An 18,593-nucleotide genomic window follows, 5' to 3' on the forward strand; every position below is an offset into this window, starting at 1 on the left:
AAGGGTTTTTAATGGCATCAACAACCAGGAGATTGTCATGCTCACCCATGCTGAAAAACACCGATCCAATGAATCTGAACGTTGCACATGTTCAGGTAACTGTGCGGCCGGCACAACCTCCATTCAGGATATGTCGGATGTCGCCATATCCACCTCCTTGGGGAATACGCGAGCTTTTCGGATTCCCGCCATGGACTGCCCGAACGAAGAAAACGATATCCGTAAGGTATTAGCAGGAATCGAGGGGATTCGGTCACTACGCTTCGAACTGGCGGCCCGGACCCTGACCATCGACGGAGAGCAGCCTCCCCTGGAAAGCGCCCTACAGGCCATTCGCCAGCTTGGTTTTGAAGTGCAGCCCATCGGAATGGAACAGAAGGCTGAAACACCAACGGGTCTCGGCGAGATCAGCAAGGCGCTGATCGCCTTGGCATTGGCCATCGGAGCCGAGGCGTTGGATTTCTTCGCACCCGATACCCTGCCGTTCAAGGGGCTGGGTATGGCGTTGGCCGCGGCTGCCATCACTTTCTCCGGATTTTCCACCTATCGCAAAGGACTGGCCGCATTACGTCGGGGCCAGTTGAACATGAACGCCCTGATGGGCGTCGCTGTGACCGGTGCTTTCCTGATCGGCCAATGGCCGGAGGCTGCCATGGTCATGGCGCTCTACGCCATCGCCGAATTGATCGAGGCCCGTTCCGTTGATCGGGCACGCAACGCCATCAAAGGGCTGCTCGCCTTGACTCCGGAAACCGCTGAGATTCGCCAGAGCGACGGCTCCTGGCTGGAAGCTCCGGCCGACAAGGTTGTCATCGGAGCGCTGGCACGGGTAAAGCCTGGTGCCCGCATCCCGCTGGATGGACGGGTAACAGGAGGCAGTAGCGCAGTCAATCAGGCACCGGTTACCGGCGAGAGCATTCCGGTGGACAAGTCCACCGGCGATCCTGTTTTTGCCGGCACCATCAACGAGACCGGCACGCTGGAATTTGAGGTGACGGCTGCCGCCAATAACACAACATTGGCACGCATCATCCATGCCGTGGAGGCAGCTCAGGGCACGCGGGCCCCCACCCAGAGATTTGTTGATCGCTTTGCCGCCATCTATACGCCGACAATCTTTGTGATAGCCGTAGCAGTGGCCACCGGAGGTCCCTGGCTGCTCGACTGGACGTGGACACAGGCGCTCTACAAAGCGCTGGTTCTCCTGGTGATTGCCTGTCCCTGTGCGCTGGTCATCGCTACGCCGGTTACAGTTGTCGGCGGACTAGCCGCAGCCGCTCAGCGCGGTATCCTGATCAAAGGTGGCGTCTATCTGGAAGAGGCCCGCAAACTGCGTGCAATCGCTCTCGACAAGACAGGCACTATCACTGAAGGCAAGCCTCGGCTAGTGGCTAAGGAGGTGCTGACCTCCTCTGAACCGGAGATGAAGGTTCTTTCCTGGGCCGCCAGCTTGGCTGGTCATTCGGATCATCCTGTGTCAAAGGCTATCGCTGCCGGCCTAAAGCTGCCCGAAAATGGCCTTACTGACTTCACAGCTCTTCCCGGGCGCGGCATAGAAGCCCGCCTGGATGGATATACCTTGATACTGGGCAACCACCGTCTTATCGAGGATCGCGGGTTGTGCAGCCCGGAGATTGAGGCGCGTCTAGCCGTTCATGAAAACCAAGGGCGAACGGCTACCCTGCTGGCTACCGAGGATCGGGTCCTGGCCATCTTTGCGGTAGCCGACACCATCAAGGAGAGTTCTCGGGAAGCGATCACTGATCTGCATCGCCTTGGTGTCACATCGGTCATGCTCACCGGCGACAACGTGGCGACTGCGGCCAGTATTGCCCGCCAGGCTGGCATCGATGATGCACGAGGAAATCTGCTTCCGGAAGACAAGCTGGCCGCGATTGAGGAACTGCAGGTCCGCCTTGGGCCGACTGCGATGACCGGCGACGGTATCAACGATGCGCCCGCCTTGGCTCGAGCCGATATCGGTGTTGCCATGGGGGCCGCCGGAACGGATACGGCCATGGAAGCTGCCGACGTGGTGATCATGAATGACGATTTGCGGCGGATTCCGGAAACGATTCGGTTGTCGCGACGTACGCATGCCGTACTCTGGCAGAACATCTCCTTGGCGTTAGGAATCAAGGTTGTATTTCTGGGATTGGCACTCTTTGGAAGTGCAACCATGTGGATGGCTGTGTTTGCCGACATGGGAGCCAGCCTACTGGTCGTTGCGAACGGTTTACGTATGTTACGAACCTCAGTGCCGCAAACCAAAGACTAAAGCCCCTTTGGTGGTCGACAGCGGGATCCCATTAGCAGGCCAGCCGTACGCCTATTTCAGTCTTGCCGTGGGAGGATTCTGCAAAAGCCTTCCCATCATGCATCCGGGCAATTGCGCTAACGATGGAGAGGCCCAGTCCATGATTCTGATGGCCTTGGCTACGCGATGCATCTACGCGGAAAAAACGATCAAAGATATGAGCCAGGCTCATAGCTGGAATTGGCTCACCTCGGTTGATCACCGAGAGCTTGACCTGTCCGTTATTTTCCATAGCAATACGAATCACGATTGAACTTCCGTGATCGGCATGCCGGGCCGCATTATTCAGAAGATTGGATACAACTCGCCGCAGCAGTGCCGTGTCGTACTGTCCTGATGCATCACCTTCGATAGACCATTTGAGGTCGGAATCGAGCAGTACGGCTTCGTAGTAGTCAGCTACTTCGGTGCAGAGTTGGGCAAGGCTTGGAACAGGAACCCGCCGGGCTTTGGCACCCCGGTCGGCATGTGACAGGAATAGCATGTCATTTACGATGCCCGACAGCCTGTGCATTTCTTCGAGATTCGAACCGATGCAATCGCGCAGGTGCTCGTCCTTGTCGTTGCCACGCAAGGCCAACTCGCTACTGGCGATGATGTTCGCCAATGGGGTTCTCAATTCGTGCGCCACATCGGCATTGAACCCTTCAAGCTGTTGATAAGCTTTTTCCAATCGGTTCAGCAAATCGTTGAATTGATCGACGAGGATTTGTAGCTCGGCAGGAATCCCTTCTGTCTCTAGCCGCTTGTCGAGGGAAAGGACCGCGAGGCTGTGCGTTTGCTCAGCCAGCGTCCGAATGGGGGCCAGTCCCAAATAAACGATCAGGTAGCCACCTAGTGTGATTGCGGTACTTCCGATTAATGCAGCACCCCAGAGGATGGCTGCGAGGCGATCCAGAATCGCCTCATCGGGTGCGATATCGAGCGCCAACTCGGCAACAGAGAAATTTGTCCTCTGGGCTTTGTCGGGGAGCGCAAGCGAATAAAAACGAGCTTTTGATGGCCATGCACTCGGCATCGAAATGAAGCGGGCCCCACCCTGCCGATCGATTAACTTGAGATGGGAGTCCCGATTGATTTTCAGAAGGTCTTCTAGGCCGTGCTCAAGCGCCCCTGGTTGCCGGTGTGCCGGTGTTTCTTCAAACAGGTGATGAATCGCCGTACTTAGCTTTTCAAGACGCAGATCCTGTTGTGCTTCAAGGTTGGCTTTGACCGAGAAATAAACGCCGAGGCACAAACATCCCAGGACCCCCAAACTCAGCGAAGCGAGCCAGCGTATGAGGCGACCACTCAGCGTTGGGTTGCTCATCCTTTTAGTCTCATTCGCGTAGTTCGAGGATGTAACCCATGCCGCGTACGGTGTGCAGCAACGGCGTCTCGAAAGGTGTATCCATTTTGGCGCGAAGTCGCTTGATTGAAACTTCGACTACGTTGGTGTTGCTGTCAAAATTCATATCCCAAACCTGCTCGGCAATCTCGGTTCGCGACAGCACCTCGCCTTGTTTCCTGAGAAATAGAGAAAGCAGCAGAAACTCCTTGGCGCTCAGGTCGATACGCTGACCGTTCCTGAGAACCTTACGACGAACCAGGTCCATTTCAAGATCGTGCAATATCAGACGGTTCGACTGGGCGTCCGGCTGCTGCGGCGCAGACCGGCGTAGCAGCCCCTGGATTCGGGCAATCAGCTCAGAAAAGGCAAATGGCTTAACCAGATAATCATCGGCACCGGCCTGCAAACCGGTAACCCGGTCTTCCACTTTACCCAGCGCGGTCAGCATCAAGACCGGTGTTTGTTTCTTGGTGCGTAAAGCGGCCAATATTGAAAGCCCATCCATGCCGGGTAGCATGGAGTCGAGGATGATGGCCGCGTAATCGAACTCTAGACTCATGTGAAGCCCAGTAATGCCATCGTGAGCAAGGTCCACGACGAAGCCGGCGGTACTCAATCCCTTCTGCAGATACTGGGCAAGCTTTTTCTCATCTTCGATAACCAGTAGTTTCATTTCTTCACGAATCGAATGATGTCAATTTTGTAAACTTCCTGTTGGGCTTCTGTCAGAGGTCATTTCATATAGTTGAGCCATGCCAGCTAACTGACTGGCATGGCAAAAATCTATTGAAACGACATTTGGTAAAAGGAGACCTGACATGAAAACCAAACAAGTACTTTCCATCACCATTCTTTGCGCCGGCTTTGGCGCATCGGGAATGGCATCTGCGGAGTCCGTGATCCACAGTGGTGCTGGTGGTTCTACTGCGTTCTACCCGTCGCACAGTGCTGGTGGCCAAGCGACTCAACAAGTCCAGAAGGAACTGGATGAGTTCAAACGCAATCCTGTCAGTGCTGATGGTCAATATCGCTATGTGGGTGGTGAACTGGGGTGGGTGCTTATTCAGCACGAATATGCCTATCGTGATGGTAAATGGCAAGATGTTGATAAATTCGACCACAAGACGCCGAAACCCTCTCTGGAGATGAGCCCGGAAGAGCGGAAGCAGCGTGACGAATTGTATCGCTCTTAAGATTCAGGGCTGTGCTCAAGTGATGGCCAAGAGGCAATCTTATCTTGGCCATCAACTTTTTTAATAGCGCCCTCTGCGCTCGGGCTGGCCATCAAACTCTCTTCGATACTTCGCTTCTGGGGTACTCCCGGTTCTGTTAAGATTTCTTCCATGCGCCGCTGGTTCTCCATCTTTCTCCTGGTGTTCCTACCGCTCCAATTCAGTTGGACGATGGCGGCTTCCTATTGTCTGCATGAAACCGATCAGACCGCTCAGCATTTTGGTCACCATGAGCACAAGCATCAGGCCAATGATGTTGCCAAAGATGCCAAGGGATCGCTTGTCAACGCCGACAATGATTGTGCGGTGTGCCATGCAGGTTGTCTTGCGGCTATGACAAGTACGACCACGGTCGTACCGATAGCTGAGATTGTGACAGAACACCTGCAGCACCTTCATTACCAGGTGTCGCTATACGGCGACCAACCTGAACGTCCCAACTGGTTCTTCCCCGCCTAATCGGCGGGGCTGGGTTGTTGTTGCCCACCTGTCTGTAGCAGCATCAGCTGCTACTTTCGCCATGCCGCTTACCGGATGGCGCCCCGCCGATTCCCTATGTGTCTTTCGTCACTGGAGAATCGGATGTACCCAAGAGTCACAATTACCGCATTACTGGTCCGAGGCCTGTTCGGAGTTATGGTGCTTACTAGCACCCATCTCTGGGCGCAGACGGAGAAATCACCGTCATTGAGTGCCGCCGCGCCAACTCCTCTCAAGGAACCAACAGGTACCTTGAATCTCGCTGCTGCAATTAATCTTGCCCTGGCATTCAATCCCGAATTATCTGCCGCGGCCAACGAATTGCGTGCCGTAGAAGGGACTGTGGTTCAAGCCGGCATACTGCCAAACCCAGATATTTCAACCTTAGTTGAAGATACCCAAAACAAGACAACCCGTACCACTACTGTTCAGATCAATCAATTGATTGAATTAGGTGGCAAGCGTGCAGCTCGAATTGCCTCTGCTGAACGGGGAAGGGATGTGGCGACAGCTGACTTAGCTGCCAAGCGCTTGGATGTCAGAGCGACCGTGGTTGGATCATTCTTTGACGTTTTGGTCGCACAAGAGCGAGTCCGACAAGTTGAGGATTTGCTCAATCTCGCTCAGCGAGCTACTCAGGCTGCCTCACGGCGGGTTATCGCTGGGAAAATCTCTCCGGTAGAAGAAACCAAGGCCCGTGTTGCAGAGGCAGCCGCTCGGGTTGAGATGAATCAAGCCAAAGGTGACCTGATCACTGCGCGCAACCGCTTAGCAGCAACATGGGGAAGCACAGCACCGCGCTTTGAGCAGGCTGAAGGGAAAACTGACATCTTGCCGGAAGTATTTCCAGCCGAAGAGATCGGGCAGCGTCTGAATAATTCTCCCGTACTTGTCAGAGCCCGCCATGAGGCTGATCGCTTCGCGGCACTTGCCGACGTTGAGCGATCCCGCCAGATACCCAATGTCACTATTAGCGTGGGCTCAAAGCGAGCTGAAGATCTTGGGCGTGATCAGACTATTGTTGGCGTTTCAATCCCATTCCCGATATTTGATCGCAATCAGGGCAACCTGCTCGAAGCGCTTCGACGAGCCGACAAGGCACGAGACGACCTCAGTGCTACAGAAATCCGCTTAAGCACCGCGATTGCGCAAAACCAGGAGCGTCTAAAGGCACTCGTCGTCGAAGCGCAAACCCTGCAAAGCGAAATCCTACCTGGTGCTCGCAGTGCTTATGAGGCTGCCAGCAAGGGTTTCGAGCTTGGGAAATTTAGCTTTCTGGAAGTCCTGGATGCTCAACGGACCTTTTTCCAGGCGAGAGCTCAGTACCTGAGAAGCTTATCCGAGGCCCACCGGACTGCCGCAGAGCTGGAGCGTGTCCTTGGTTCCACCAATTCAATATCGCCCGTCGTACCTAGCCGTCCGTAGGAGCCAGTTGTGAAGATCAATTTTAAAAAGAACGCGTTGAATATCCCTAAAAAGCAGGGTGTCACCATTGCTGTGATTGTGGCCCTGGGCTTGATTACCGGTGGATGGATCCTGGTATCCGGTCCGTCCAAGCCGGCCGGAAAACAGCATGAGCATAACAACCATGAGGAATCCAAGGGGCATGCCGATGCCGAGCACCATGGTGAAAAGGCTGGCGATAGCCATGACCACGCCAAGGAGCACGGCGATGCAGAACATCATGAAGGCAGCCCAAAAACTGGAGTCCATGGGGGTAAGTTGTTTACCGAGGATGGATTCGGTTTGGAATTGCTATTGGCTGAAGAGGGGGGAGAGCCGCATTTCCGGGTTTGGCTGTTCAAACAAGACAAGCCGTTGGTACCAACTGCCACTAACGTTTCAGTGACTCTGACACGGCCAGATGGGGAAAAGCAGGAGATCACTTTCCAGTCAGAAAAGGACTACCTGAAAAGCACAAGCCCGATCGCAGAACCTCATGTATTTGAGGCAGCAATTGTTGCTAGGCTAGGAAATGCTCCGTTCCGGTTTATGTATACACAGGAAGAAGGAAAAATCGAACTGACGGAAGAGCAGGTTAGATCTGCCGGTATTTCTATTCAGAAGGCAGCCCCTGCAAAAATTAGAACCTCTGCGAAATTGCCGGGAGAGATTCGCTTCAATGAAGATAGGACTGCGCACGTCGTACCGCGGTTAGCCGGTGTTGTAGAGAGCGTTCCTGCCAATCTTGGGCAACCAGTCAAGCGTGGACAAGTGCTAGCCGTAATCGCGAGCACGGGACTCTCCGAGCAACGTAGCGAGTTGTTAGCTGCTCAGAAACGCCTAACTCTGGCTAAGTCCACCTATGAGCGGGAAAAGAAGCTCTGGGAGGAAAAGATTTCGGCGGAGCAAGACTACCTTCAAGCACAGCAAGTACTGCGGGAAGCTGAAATTTCCGTAGCGAACAGCCAGCAGAAGCTGGTTGCCCTGGGAGCCGGCTCAAGCGTATCGGGGAGCCTCAATCGCTATGAAATCCGGGCTCCTTTTGATGGCATGGTCGTCGAGAAGCACATCGCACTCGGCGAGGCCGTCAAGGAAGATGCCAGTATTTTTACGGTCTCTGACCTATCTTCCGTCTGGGCAGAAATCGTGGTTCCGGCCAAGGATCTGAACATAGTTCGTGTTGGTGAAAAGGTCATAGTCAAGGCCACTGCCTTCGACTCAAAAGCCGAAGGCAGCATCTCCTATGTGGGAGCTCTACTTGGGCAGGATACCCGTACAGCCAAGGCGCGTGTGACCCTGTCCAATCCAAATATGGCGTGGCGCCCAGGCCTATTTGTCAATGTGGAAGTCGTTTCAGGTGAGGCGGATGTTCCGGTGAGTGTTCTGGCTGATGCAGTTCAGATGATCGGAGACAAATCCATCATCTTCACCAGAGTTGCGGATGGCTTTATTGCACAACCTGTCACCTTGGGACGCTCTGACGGCAAGTTGGTGGAGGTGCTTAGTGGCCTAAAGGCGGGGACCCCATATGCAGGATCCGGTAGCTTTGTATTGAAGTCTGAACTCGGCAAGGGCAGTGCCGAACATAGCCACTGAGCCGGGAGAAGACAACATGTTTGAACGCATCATTCGACTTGCCATTGAGAACCGGTGGCTGGTCCTCTTAGCCGTGCTTGGGATAGCTGGACTTGGAATCTACAACTATCAGCGTCTCCCAATCGATGCGGTACCGGACATCACCAACGTCCAGGTTCAGATCAACACTTCTGCTCCCGGCTATTCGCCGCTAGAGGTGGAACAACGGGTGACCTACCCGGTCGAGACCGTCATGGCCGGGTTGCCTCATCTGGAGCAGACCCGTTCCATGTCACGTTATGGATTGTCTCAAGTAACCGTGATCTTTAAAGATGGGACGGATATCTATTTTGCCCGCCAACTGGTCAATCAGCGCATTCAAGAGGCCAAGGAGAAGTTGCCGGCTGGAATTGCTCCAGCCATGGGGCCCATCTCAACTGGCCTTGGGGAAATCTATCTTTGGACTGTTGAAGCCGAAGATGCTGCAAAGAAAGCAGATGGCACGCCTTATACGCCGACTGATTTGCGCGAAATCCAAGACTGGATCATCAAGCCGCAATTGCGCAATGTTCCAGGGGTTACCGAAATCAACTCGATTGGCGGTTTTGCCAAGGAATACCAGGTTGCCCCCAGCCCAGAGAAGCTGGCTTCCTATGGGCTGACGTTTCAAGACGTAGTTACAGCTCTTGACCGCAACAACGGCAACGTCGGGGCTGGCTATATAGAGAAGCGTGGTGAGCAATACTTGATTCGAGCACCAGGACAAGTACGAACCATTGAGGATATCCGGAACGTCATTCTCGGCAATGTTCAGGGAGTCCCGATCCGCATTCGTGATGTAGCGGAAGTCGGTATCGGCCGAGAGCTCCGTACAGGTGCTGCAACGGATAACGGCCGGGAAATTGTACTTGGCACCGTATTCATGCTGATTGGTGAGAACAGCCGGACGGTATCACGAGCTGTCGATCAGAAGATGGCTGAAATCAACCGCAGCTTGCCTGAAGGTGTCCATGCAGTAACCGTCTATGACCGGACTGTTCTGGTAGACAAAGCGATTAATACCGTCAAGAAGAACCTTCTGGAGGGAGCAATCCTGGTTATCGCCATCCTGTTCCTGTTCTTGGGGAACATTAGGGCGGCAGTGATCACAGCAATGGTGATTCCGCTCTCCATGCTGTTCACCTTTTCAGGCATGGTGTCCTACCACGTCAGTGCCAATCTGATGAGCCTAGGGGCTCTCGACTTCGGGATCATCATCGATGGCGCAGTTGTGATCGTGGAAAACTGCGTTCGTCGCCTAGCTCATGCACAGGAACGTCACGGGCGGCCGCTAACTCGGACGGAGCGCTTCCATGAGGTCTTTGCCGCATCTCAGGAAGCACGCCGAGCGCTGTTATTTGGCCAGCTCATCATCATGATCGTATATCTGCCGATATTTGCCCTCACCGGTGTCGAAGGAAAGATGTTCCATCCTATGGCGTTCACCGTAGTGACTGCTCTGGTTGGCGCCATGATCCTATCCGTCACATTCATTCCGGCAGCGGTTGCATTGTTCATCGGCACGAAGGTCGCGGAGAAGGAGAACATCCTGATGCGGATGGCCAAGCGTTGGTATGAGCCTGCTCTGGCCTATGTCATGGAAAACAAGCCGGTCGTTTTGGTCTTTACCACCGTAATGGTGATTCTCTCCAGTCTGCTTGCAACCCGCATGGGGAGTGAATTTGTTCCCAGCCTTAATGAAGGCGACTTCGCAATCCAGGCACTACGCATCCCGGGAACCAGCCTATCTCAATCAGTTGCAATGCAGCAGCAACTGGAAAAGCAGCTAAAGACAGACTTCCCGGAAATCGAGCGTGTATTTGCTCGATCCGGGACGGCTGAAATTGCCTCTGACCCAATGCCACCTAATATCTCAGATGGCTACATCATGTTAAAGCCTGAAGCTCAGTGGCCAGAACCTAAAAAAACCAGAGATGAACTGCTGGCCGCCATTCAAAAGAGCGTAGGCCAGTTACCAGGCAATACCTATGAGTTTTCTCAACCCATCCAGTTGCGTTTTAACGAATTAATCTCAGGGGTCCGCAGTGACGTTGCCATCAAGGTCTTTGGTGACGATATGGAGGTCATGAACGATACGGCAGGAAAAATTGCCGCCATCCTCGAAAAGCTTCCCGGTGCCTCCGAAGTCAAGGTTGAGCAGACCACGGGTTTGCCCATGCTGACGGTGAATATTGATCGGGACAAGACCGCTCGCTATGGACTCAACATCGGTGATGTCCAAGATGCGATTTCTACTGCCATAGGTGGTCGAGAAGCCGGAACGATGTTTGAAGGAGATCGTCGCTTCGACATTGTTGTTCGTTTGCCTGACACGCTGCGATCAGACCTCGAGTCGTTGAAACGTCTTCCAATTGCCCTACCGAGAGTGAGTGCCGGTGTAAGTGGAATGGAAGGGCGTACGACGTACATCCCCTTGGGGGAGGTGGCTAGCTTAGATTTAGCACCGGGCCCCAATCAGGTTAGTCGCGAGAATGGCAAGCGCCGTGTGGTCGTCAGCGCCAACGTTCGCGGGCGAGATATCGGCTCATTTGTTTCCGAGGCACAAAGCCGTTTGTCCGAGGTAAAAATACCGGCTGGCTATTGGACCGTTTGGGGTGGAACCTTCGAGCAACTGGAATCGGCCTCCCAACGCCTAAAAATTGTGGTCCCTGTCGCATTGCTGCTGGTTTTCACACTGTTGTTCGCCATGTTTGGCAATGTGAAGGATGGACTACTGGTGTTTACCGGCATTCCATTCGCGCTAACTGGCGGGGTTGTGGCGCTGTGGTTGAGGGATATCCCGCTTTCAATCTCTGCAGGAATCGGCTTCATTGCGCTGTCCGGTGTGGCGGTATTGAACGGCCTAGTGATGATTTCCTTTATTCGAAACCTGCGAGAGGAGGGGCGAACTCTAGATGAAGCAATTCATGAAGGCGCATTGACCCGCTTGCGTCCTGTGTTGATGACAGCCCTGGTTGCCTCTCTTGGCTTTGTTCCAATGGCAATTGCCACAGGAACTGGTGCAGAGGTCCAGCGTCCGCTTGCGACTGTAGTGATTGGTGGAATTCTATCGTCGACTGCTTTGACGCTTCTTGTGTTGCCTCTCCTCTATCGCCTTGTCCATGGAAAAGATGCCGAAGAAATTGACTTCGCATCTGTTCCTGACAGTTCGAAAAATTAACTACTCATTTTAGTGGAATCTGTGTCCAGTTCGTCATGTGGCTAGCTGGACACTATTCCATCTAATCAACCTTTATCTGCAAAGACGTAGTGCTAAAGCATGACTATAAAAAGCGTTTGGCATTTTTCTGAATAGGGCTAGGCTAGTCATAAGATGCTTCATAATTCCCATTCTGAATTATTCCACGACGGCCCTTTAATTTTTGTGGCGTTGGTGCTTTTATTTTTTGTCAGTCGTTTTTTAATAGAGAGGCATCTAGAGAAAAGAAACAAAAGAAAGTCATATGCAAAAAGCCTCCCTAACCGATTGAAAAGGCATCCAAGGAAGCATAGAAATCCTAACAGTAAAAATGAGGCATAACAAAGATGGCTTGTTATGAACATTCCACATTTAGGAGAAATAATTGCATATGGCGGATATTCCAAATTTAAATTCTATTGCACTCCCTCTTAGAGGTACAACTACCAAAGAGGGGAGTAATGAGAAATACAATACTCAACAAAGCTTTTCAAAAATATTAGAGCATTATCACTTAATAAATAATCCTAGGGATTCTCTGAACAACCCGCCATTTCAGCGTGGGCTGTCATAAAAAAATGAAAAATTGGCGATTTTCGACCGTTGACCGTGAAATTCCGGGGCTCTCACCCGCATTTCCCGTTTCACGGGCGCACCTCGCCCAACAAGGGCAGCAATCGCTTGCGTGCCAGCCACAGATTGGCCAGTGCAAACAGCGTCACAATCTGCCCGGTGTTCTTGGCCAGTCCGCGATAGCGAACTTTCACAAAACCAAACTGGCGCTTTACCACCCGGAACGGGTGTTCAACTATCGCTCGTACCGCCGACAGCATCCGGTTGAATCCCTTTTGTTCGTCGGTCAATTCGCCACCCTTGGGTTTCTTGGTCGGCGTCAGCACAGACAGACTACCTTCTTTCTCAAAGGTCTCAATCGTCCGGTTCGTCTTGTGATAGCCGCGATCACCCAAGGCAATTTTCTCTTCCCCGTGCAAGCACGCCTCCATCATCGTGATGTCCGCTACTTTGGTCGTTGTGCATTCCACGGTATGAATCAGACCGCTCTCGGCATCAACACCGATGTGCGCCTTCATCCCGAAGTACCACTGATTGCCTTTCTTGGTTTGCGTCATCTCGGGATCGCGTTTCTTGTCTTCGTTCTTGGTCGAACTCGGTGCCGCAATCAGCGTGGCATCGACCACCGTGCCGCGCTTCATCGACAAGCCTTTCTCAGACAGAACAGCACTGACTTCAGCAAACACCGCCACTGCCAAATCATGCTTCTCCAGCAGGTGACGGAAGCGAAGAATGGTGCTTTCGTCTGGCATCACGTCCTCGAACGCATCCAGCCCGGCAAACTGGCGAAGCAAAGGCACATCGTGCAAAGCCTCTTCCATTGCCGGATCAGAGTAGCCAAACCATTGCTGCATGAAGTGAATGCGCAACATCGTACCCAACGGCATCGGCGGGCGACCGTTTCCCTTCTTCGGGTAGAACGGCTCGATCAAGCTTTTGAGACGCGACCACGGAACAACCGCCTCCATCTCTGCCAGAAACACCGCCTTCCGGGTTTGCTTACCTGCTTTCGGCAGAAATCCCGTCTCGGCCAGGCTCAGTTGCTTCATCCGTTTCATCTTCTTCATCAGCACCATGACAATGGCGCTATTTTCTCAAATTGCGCTGCATGATGGTTACTTATGCAGAGTTTCCCTAGTGATACACAAAAATTGAAAAACAACACTCCTGATTCTACGCGCCTTTTAAGCAATAATAACGCACGTGGCGGAAAATCTGACTTTCAGGAGAATATGCTGAGTATACGAGCCTATCGGCAACAATTAATTGCTTCAAACATTGCTAATTCCGATACCCCTGGGTATAAGGCTCAAGATATTGAAATTAATGAGTCAATTGGTGTAATGAATCGCGATTCAATGGCGTTAGCAAAATCAAGCGCTAGCCACATGTCAGGAGTCACCTTAAGTAAGGTTAATACTTTTAATTTAAAATATCGCGTTCCATATCAAAGCAGTGCTGATGGCAATACTGTTGAAATGGATATTGAACGACAACACTTTGCTGAAAATGCTGTTATGTACCAATTCACTTTGGATCGTGTCGGAGGTGAGTTCAAGGATATGGCTGAGTTGCTTAGGAATCTGAAATAGTAATTTAGTGAGTTTATTTCTGGCGAAAGAGAGTAAATCGATTGCATCGAAGTATTTGTCACATGCTCAACCATATGCGGCAGGATGATGGTTTTTTGCTGATTGTCGTAGGGGTTCTAGCACTGCTCATATTTTTGTTGTTATTGATTTTTGCTACTTGGCGGGAAGAGCGATGGATTCGCATTGTCAAATTTTTTAACTCGCTATTTCGGTTATAAAAATTGAAATTAATAAATGCGTTTTTTAGTTTTAAAATCTATTTTAGAGTAGCGGGTGAACTTTTTTTGGGGGCGCAGTTAATGATGGCGGATATAGGCTACTCATCAGGGACCTGCACCTGCCATCTGAAGACCACTGATCGGGAGCAATCCTGATGAAGCAGGTCGACATGGGGGGTATCGCCACAGCTCTGATCGCGGCGCTCCTTTTCGGTGCCAGCCCCCCATTGGCCAAGCTGCTGTTGGTCCATACCAACCCCTGGCTACTCGCGGCCCTGCTGTACCTAGGCTCAGGTCTTGGTCTCCTTCTGCTTCGCCGCCTCTGGCGGGTGCCGGCGGTGTCCCTGCCAGGACTCGAGTGGGGCTGGCTAGCCGGAGCCATCCTGGCCGGCGGCGTGGTGGCCCCGGTCTTGCTGCTACTCGGCCTAGCGCGGATGCCGGCCTCCGGTGCTTCCCTGTTGCTCAATGCCGAGGGAGTATTCACCGCCTTCCTGGCCTGGTTTGTCTTCCATGAGAACTTTGACCGTCGGGTTGCCCTTGGTATGGTGACCATCGTTGCCGGCGCCCTGGTCCTGTCCTGGCCAGGGGAGGCCAGCTTCGCCGGCAGCCAGGCCGCCTTGCTGGTCTTGAGTGCCTGCCTGGCCTGGGCGGTGGACAACAACCTGACGCGCAAGGTGTCCCTAGCCGATGCTTCCTTTATCGCCATGACCAAGGGGCTGGCAGCAGGTGCCACCAACCTAGCGCTAGCCCTGGCGCTCCATGCTCCGTGGCCGGCTCCTGGCATTGTTACGGGAGCCCTGTTCCTGGGACTGGCCAGCTACGGCGCCAGCCTCATCTTGTTCGTGGTGGCCCTACGCCACCTGGGGACGGCACGTACTGGTGCCTACTTCTCGGTAGCCCCCTTTCTCGGCACGCTGCTGGCCATCGCCCTGCTGCAGGAGCCTGTCACTCCCCAACTCGCCCTGGCCGGTGCCCTGATGCTGCTGGGGGTATGGCTGCACCTGACCGAGCGCCATGAGCACCCCCATGTGCACAAGTCTGGCAGCCACGAGCACACCCACTACCATGGCGACGATCCCCATCACGACCATCCCCATGACCCGCCTGTGGCGGCCGGTACCCGCCATCGTCACAGCCATGTCCACAGGACACTGCAGCACAGCCACCCGCATTTTCCTGACATGCACCACGAACACCGTCACTGAGCCGGAGTACATGTGGAGCACCTCGCTCCACAAACTTGCGGTTCCTGTACTTATGATGGTTTTTTGTGTTCAGCCCCGAGGACTTATTGACCTCCTTAAGCAGTCGCAAGTGAGTATTCGCATAAATCTTGCCTCCTAGTGGCGCCAGAAGGCGCATCCCAACATTGCCATTGAATGGCGTATCAGACTGCCAGCGAGCTAGAGAATGAGCATTACAAACTAAGGATAGGTGCGACATATCCATCTCGAACATCGCGAAAAAGTCCGGACCATGAATCCAGGCCTTGCCCTAAACCATCTATGTACTAAATCCCAAATGCGTTTCCTGCACCCAACAACGTAGCCACTCCCAAGATGGCAAAAATGACTGCTGCAATGCCATGAACCAGGCGTACAGGGATTCGATGAGCTACACGGTCTCCCAGGAGTACTGCAGGCACATTCGCTATCATCATCCCAAGGGTCGTTCCAGCCACAACGAGAGCGAGACTCTGGAACTGGGCAGCCAAAGCGACCGTAGCGATCTGGGTTTTATCGCCCATTTCGGCTAAGAAGAAAGCGACAAGGGTAGTGCCAAAGACACTCATCTTGGCCAGTTGGGTTTCTTCCTCATCCAGCTTGTCCGGAATGAGGGTCCAGATTGCCATAGCGATAAACGAGACTCCCAGCACCCAGCGAAGTGCTTGGGGGGGCATCAAAGTGGTAATCCAGGTACCAACCGCGCCGGCAAACGCATGATTGGCGAGGGTTGCCGCCAGAATGCCCAGGACGATAGGGATTGGCCGCCGGAACTTGGCTGCCAGGAGAAATGCGAGAAGTTGGGTTTTGTCGCCGATTTCGGCCAGGGCTACGATGCCCGTTGAGACGAGGAATGCTTCCAAAATGACTCCCTGGCCGGACAAATACCAATGACCACACCGCTCCCGGCCATTCCGAGTCGATGTGGTCAAAGGTCTTGCCAAGTTCAGGAACCGCCCGCACCACGGCCAGAAGACCGAGTCTGTTGATACGGGCCCCTCCAATAGATGGAGGGAGGCTACTCCCCAATGACGGGGGCGATACTAGAATGAAAGACATCATCTGTCTATCTCGGGCATGTTACTTAGTGGTATTGGGGCCTGGAAAGTACTTGTTGGATAGGTGCCAAATATCTCTGGAAAGCACTGAGTAGGCAGGGTGGCTGCCTTGTTGCGTCACTGGGTGGTAGGTTTGGTGAGAATACTCACGCAGGCACAGCCTGAGCTAAGCCACTCGAGAGCGAGGGGGGCTGAATAGCAACTGTTTCCTCTGCTTCGTACGGTTTCCGAGTCATGGTTTCCTAAAAAACACGATCACACCAAATAACAAACCATTATCACTTCTTATATTTTGTCAATTTCTCACCTTGTGCTATCGCAATTCAGTATGTACTATCGTATTACGTAATACGGTACGAAATTCGAGGATGCCATGGCCAGAGCCGGAATCTACAAATCAGAAGTTGTCAGAGCGCGTAACAACCTGCTGGCGATGGGGCGCTATCCATCGATTGACGCCATCCGTGGCGAACTGGGCAACACGGGCTCCAAAGGTACGATTCACCGCTACCTCAAGGAGATCGAGGAAGAGGAAGGCGGGAATACCGGTACCCAGGTTGCGGTCAGTGATGCCATTCAAGACCTGTCAGCCAGGCTGGCCGAACGTCTGCATTTGGAAGCCGATCAGCGCATGGCGGCGCTGACCGATAAGCACAAGGCGGAAATTTCAGCGCTGAACGACACCATCATCGCGTTACGTAATGAAGTCGATTCCTTCCGCAGCCAGTCTGAGCGTCAGGTATTGGAGTTGTCGGCAGAGAAGACCACCCACAGCGAAACCCTGAGCACGCTTCAGGAAGAGAGAATCGTTCGGGCGCAAATGACGCAGCGTATCGAGGATATGGAGGGGCAACTGGCAAAGGAAGAAATGCACCGCATATCGCTGGAAGAAAAGCATCAGCATGCCCGGGAGGCGCTGGAGCATTTCCGCACAGCGGCGAAGGAGCAACGTGAGCAGGATCAGCGGCAGTTCGAACAGCAGATTCAGTTCTTGCAGGGGGAACTGCGTGGAGCCAAGGAAACGGTGAATGCGAAACAGCAGGAGCTCATCCGCAGCCACGAGGACAATGCCCGTCTTTCCAGCGAGCAGGCCCATCTTCGTAGCGAGTTGCATCGCCTGGAAACCGAAATTCGACCGCTACGTACCGCCCGGGAACAATTGGCGGTCTTCGAACTGAAGAATCAACAGCTGGAAGAGCGCCTGGCCCAGAGCACTACCCACCTTGATCAACTGAAAGCGGACAACCAAAGCTACACAGAGAAATTGCAGGATACACATCAAGCCGGACTCCGCCTGGAGGCTGAACTGACTGCAGCAAAAGCTGTGTTAGCCAGCCAAGAACAAATCCTGCAAAGGATCACTATCAGCCAGCCCCCCGCAACGAAAGGCAGCGGACAGCGCAAGGGAAGTGCAGAGAACCAAGAATCGCTCTTTGAACCGAAAAAGTAATAGGAGGATCAGTTGTCGCGCAGCAGTTTGGCACCTCGTCACATGCTTTCAACGATACTATGCTCATAAGCAAAGCGGACTACAGAGGGTGGCATGGATTCGAACGAGTGCATTCGACCGCCGGGAACCTACTACGACATCATCGCTCATCCGGTCGATCGGAAGCGTGCCATCGAGGTGGCGATCGTTCAGGACCATCGCTTCGCTTTCTTCTATTGGCTCAAATGGCGAAACAAACAAGCTGATCAGCCCAATCCGCCAGCCTTGATTTCTTTGGATTGGCATCAAGATCTTGTTCCGCCCTGTGACCTCGAATGCGAGTGGCTCAGCGCACTTGATGCAGATGATTATAAGGCTGTCGGTTACTTTTGCTGGGATAAGCTACATGTCTTAAACGATGGTCACATCCTGGCCGCGGCTTACCTCAACTTGATTGGTGACATTCACGTTGTGCAGAAGCAGCGTGATGAATGCCCGGAGGACTTCGTGGATGTCGACGGACGGAAGCACCTGGTCTGCTGCTATGACTCCGTGGAGCAATTAACAGAGGCGGTTTCAGGGCTGAAATATGATTCGGCTATCCTCGATATCGATCTGGATTACTTCACCGAAAGTCCGGACTCATGCGGAGGAGGCGACCAGCTTCAACTGGTCGGCCAAGATGAAATCCAGGCATGCCTTGATCCAACAAGTCCGTTCATGTCGTGGATTTTCCCGCGAATGACGGGAATGACTATTGCGACTGAGCCTGAATTCTGTGGTGGGTTAATGAACTCAAATCAATTGTTCAACGTAGTGTGCGGTACGTTATTTGATCCGCCGCTGTTGAGCCACAGGCCTGGCTGGCGCCACCAGTTGAAGTAG

General features: G+C 53.2%; 14 protein-coding genes and 1 riboswitch. Of the genes, 10 read left to right on the top strand and 4 right to left on the bottom strand.

What is annotated here, in order from left to right:
• Window positions 1-37 precede the first annotated feature (37 nt).
• Window positions 38-2,278 carry a heavy metal translocating P-type ATPase gene (locus AZSP09_RS03380; RefSeq protein WP_172974687.1) on the top strand — a complete coding sequence of 747 codons (2,241 nt, stop codon included), beginning with the start codon at window positions 38-40 and terminating at the stop codon, window positions 2,276-2,278.
• Between the two features lie 31 nt (window positions 2,279-2,309).
• Here the strand turns inward: AZSP09_RS03380 and AZSP09_RS03385 are convergent, their stop codons facing one another.
• Both AZSP09_RS03385 and AZSP09_RS03390 read right to left on the bottom strand, forming a co-directional pair.
• Window positions 2,310-3,626: a heavy metal sensor histidine kinase gene (locus tag AZSP09_RS03385; protein ID WP_152089175.1), complete on the bottom strand. Its 1,317-nt coding sequence runs from the start codon at window positions 3,624-3,626 to the stop codon at window positions 2,310-2,312.
• Window positions 3,627-3,636: 10 nt separating this feature from the next.
• A complete protein-coding gene (locus AZSP09_RS03390) occupies window positions 3,637-4,320 on the bottom strand; it encodes a heavy metal response regulator transcription factor (RefSeq protein ID WP_152089176.1) in 684 nt (227 codons plus the stop codon).
• A gap of 145 nt (window positions 4,321-4,465) precedes the next feature.
• Here AZSP09_RS03390 and AZSP09_RS03395 point away from each other — a divergent pair, with 145 nt between their 5' ends.
• The 5 genes from AZSP09_RS03395 (at window position 4,466) to AZSP09_RS03415 (ending at window position 11,597) form a co-directional block, all read left to right on the top strand.
• Window positions 4,466-4,840: a hypothetical protein gene (locus tag AZSP09_RS03395; RefSeq protein ID WP_152089177.1), complete on the top strand. Its 375-nt coding sequence runs from the start codon at window positions 4,466-4,468 to the stop codon at window positions 4,838-4,840.
• Window positions 4,841-4,990: 150 nt separating this feature from the next.
• Window positions 4,991-5,338 carry a cation efflux protein, CzcI family gene (czcI, locus tag AZSP09_RS03400; RefSeq protein WP_152089178.1) on the top strand — a complete coding sequence of 116 codons (348 nt, stop codon included), beginning with the start codon at window positions 4,991-4,993 and terminating at the stop codon, window positions 5,336-5,338.
• A 123-nt stretch (window positions 5,339-5,461) separates the two neighbouring features.
• Entirely contained in the window at window positions 5,462-6,784 is a 1,323-nt protein-coding gene (locus tag AZSP09_RS03405; protein ID WP_197739045.1) for a TolC family protein, read from the top strand.
• Between the two features lie 9 nt (window positions 6,785-6,793).
• Window positions 6,794-8,398 carry an efflux RND transporter periplasmic adaptor subunit gene (locus tag AZSP09_RS03410; protein ID WP_152089179.1) on the top strand — a complete coding sequence of 535 codons (1,605 nt, stop codon included), beginning with the start codon at window positions 6,794-6,796 and terminating at the stop codon, window positions 8,396-8,398.
• Between the two features lie 16 nt (window positions 8,399-8,414).
• On the top strand, window positions 8,415-11,597 hold the full coding sequence (locus AZSP09_RS03415) for a CusA/CzcA family heavy metal efflux RND transporter (RefSeq protein WP_152089180.1): 3,183 nt from the start codon (window positions 8,415-8,417) through the stop codon (window positions 11,595-11,597).
• A gap of 662 nt (window positions 11,598-12,259) precedes the next feature.
• Here AZSP09_RS03415 and AZSP09_RS03420 read toward each other — a convergent pair.
• On the bottom strand, window positions 12,260-13,237 hold the full coding sequence (locus AZSP09_RS03420) for an IS5 family transposase (RefSeq protein WP_152090826.1): 978 nt from the start codon (window positions 13,235-13,237) through the stop codon (window positions 12,260-12,262).
• A gap of 102 nt (window positions 13,238-13,339) precedes the next feature.
• Here AZSP09_RS03420 and flgB point away from each other — a divergent pair, with 102 nt between their 5' ends.
• Both flgB and AZSP09_RS03430 read left to right on the top strand, forming a co-directional pair.
• Window positions 13,340-13,780, top strand: coding sequence for a flagellar basal body rod protein FlgB (flgB, locus tag AZSP09_RS03425; protein ID WP_232058843.1), 441 nt, complete (start codon window positions 13,340-13,342; stop codon window positions 13,778-13,780).
• 373 nt (window positions 13,781-14,153) lie between these two features.
• Window positions 14,154-15,203, top strand: coding sequence for a DMT family transporter (locus tag AZSP09_RS03430; RefSeq protein ID WP_152089181.1), 1,050 nt, complete (start codon window positions 14,154-14,156; stop codon window positions 15,201-15,203).
• A gap of 305 nt (window positions 15,204-15,508) precedes the next feature.
• Here AZSP09_RS03430 and AZSP09_RS03435 read toward each other — a convergent pair whose 3' ends face one another.
• Window positions 15,509-16,084 carry a TMEM165/GDT1 family protein gene (locus AZSP09_RS03435; RefSeq protein ID WP_152089182.1) on the bottom strand — a complete coding sequence of 192 codons (576 nt, stop codon included), beginning with the start codon at window positions 16,082-16,084 and terminating at the stop codon, window positions 15,509-15,511.
• Between the two features lie 3 nt (window positions 16,085-16,087).
• Window positions 16,088-16,260: riboswitch (yybP-ykoY riboswitch) on the bottom strand.
• Between the two features lie 392 nt (window positions 16,261-16,652).
• On the opposite strand from AZSP09_RS03435, the gene AZSP09_RS03440 reads away from it, so the two are divergent.
• Together AZSP09_RS03440 and AZSP09_RS03445 are read left to right on the top strand one after the other, a co-directional pair.
• A complete protein-coding gene (locus AZSP09_RS03440; protein ID WP_152089183.1) occupies window positions 16,653-17,729 on the top strand; it encodes a DNA-binding protein in 1,077 nt (358 codons plus the stop codon).
• A gap of 93 nt (window positions 17,730-17,822) precedes the next feature.
• Entirely contained in the window at window positions 17,823-18,593 is a 771-nt protein-coding gene (locus tag AZSP09_RS03445) for a hypothetical protein (RefSeq protein WP_152089184.1), read from the top strand.

It is taken from the genome of Azospira sp. I09 (assembly GCF_009177135.1).
Taxonomy (GTDB): Bacteria; Pseudomonadota; Gammaproteobacteria; order Burkholderiales; family Rhodocyclaceae; genus Azospira; species Azospira oryzae.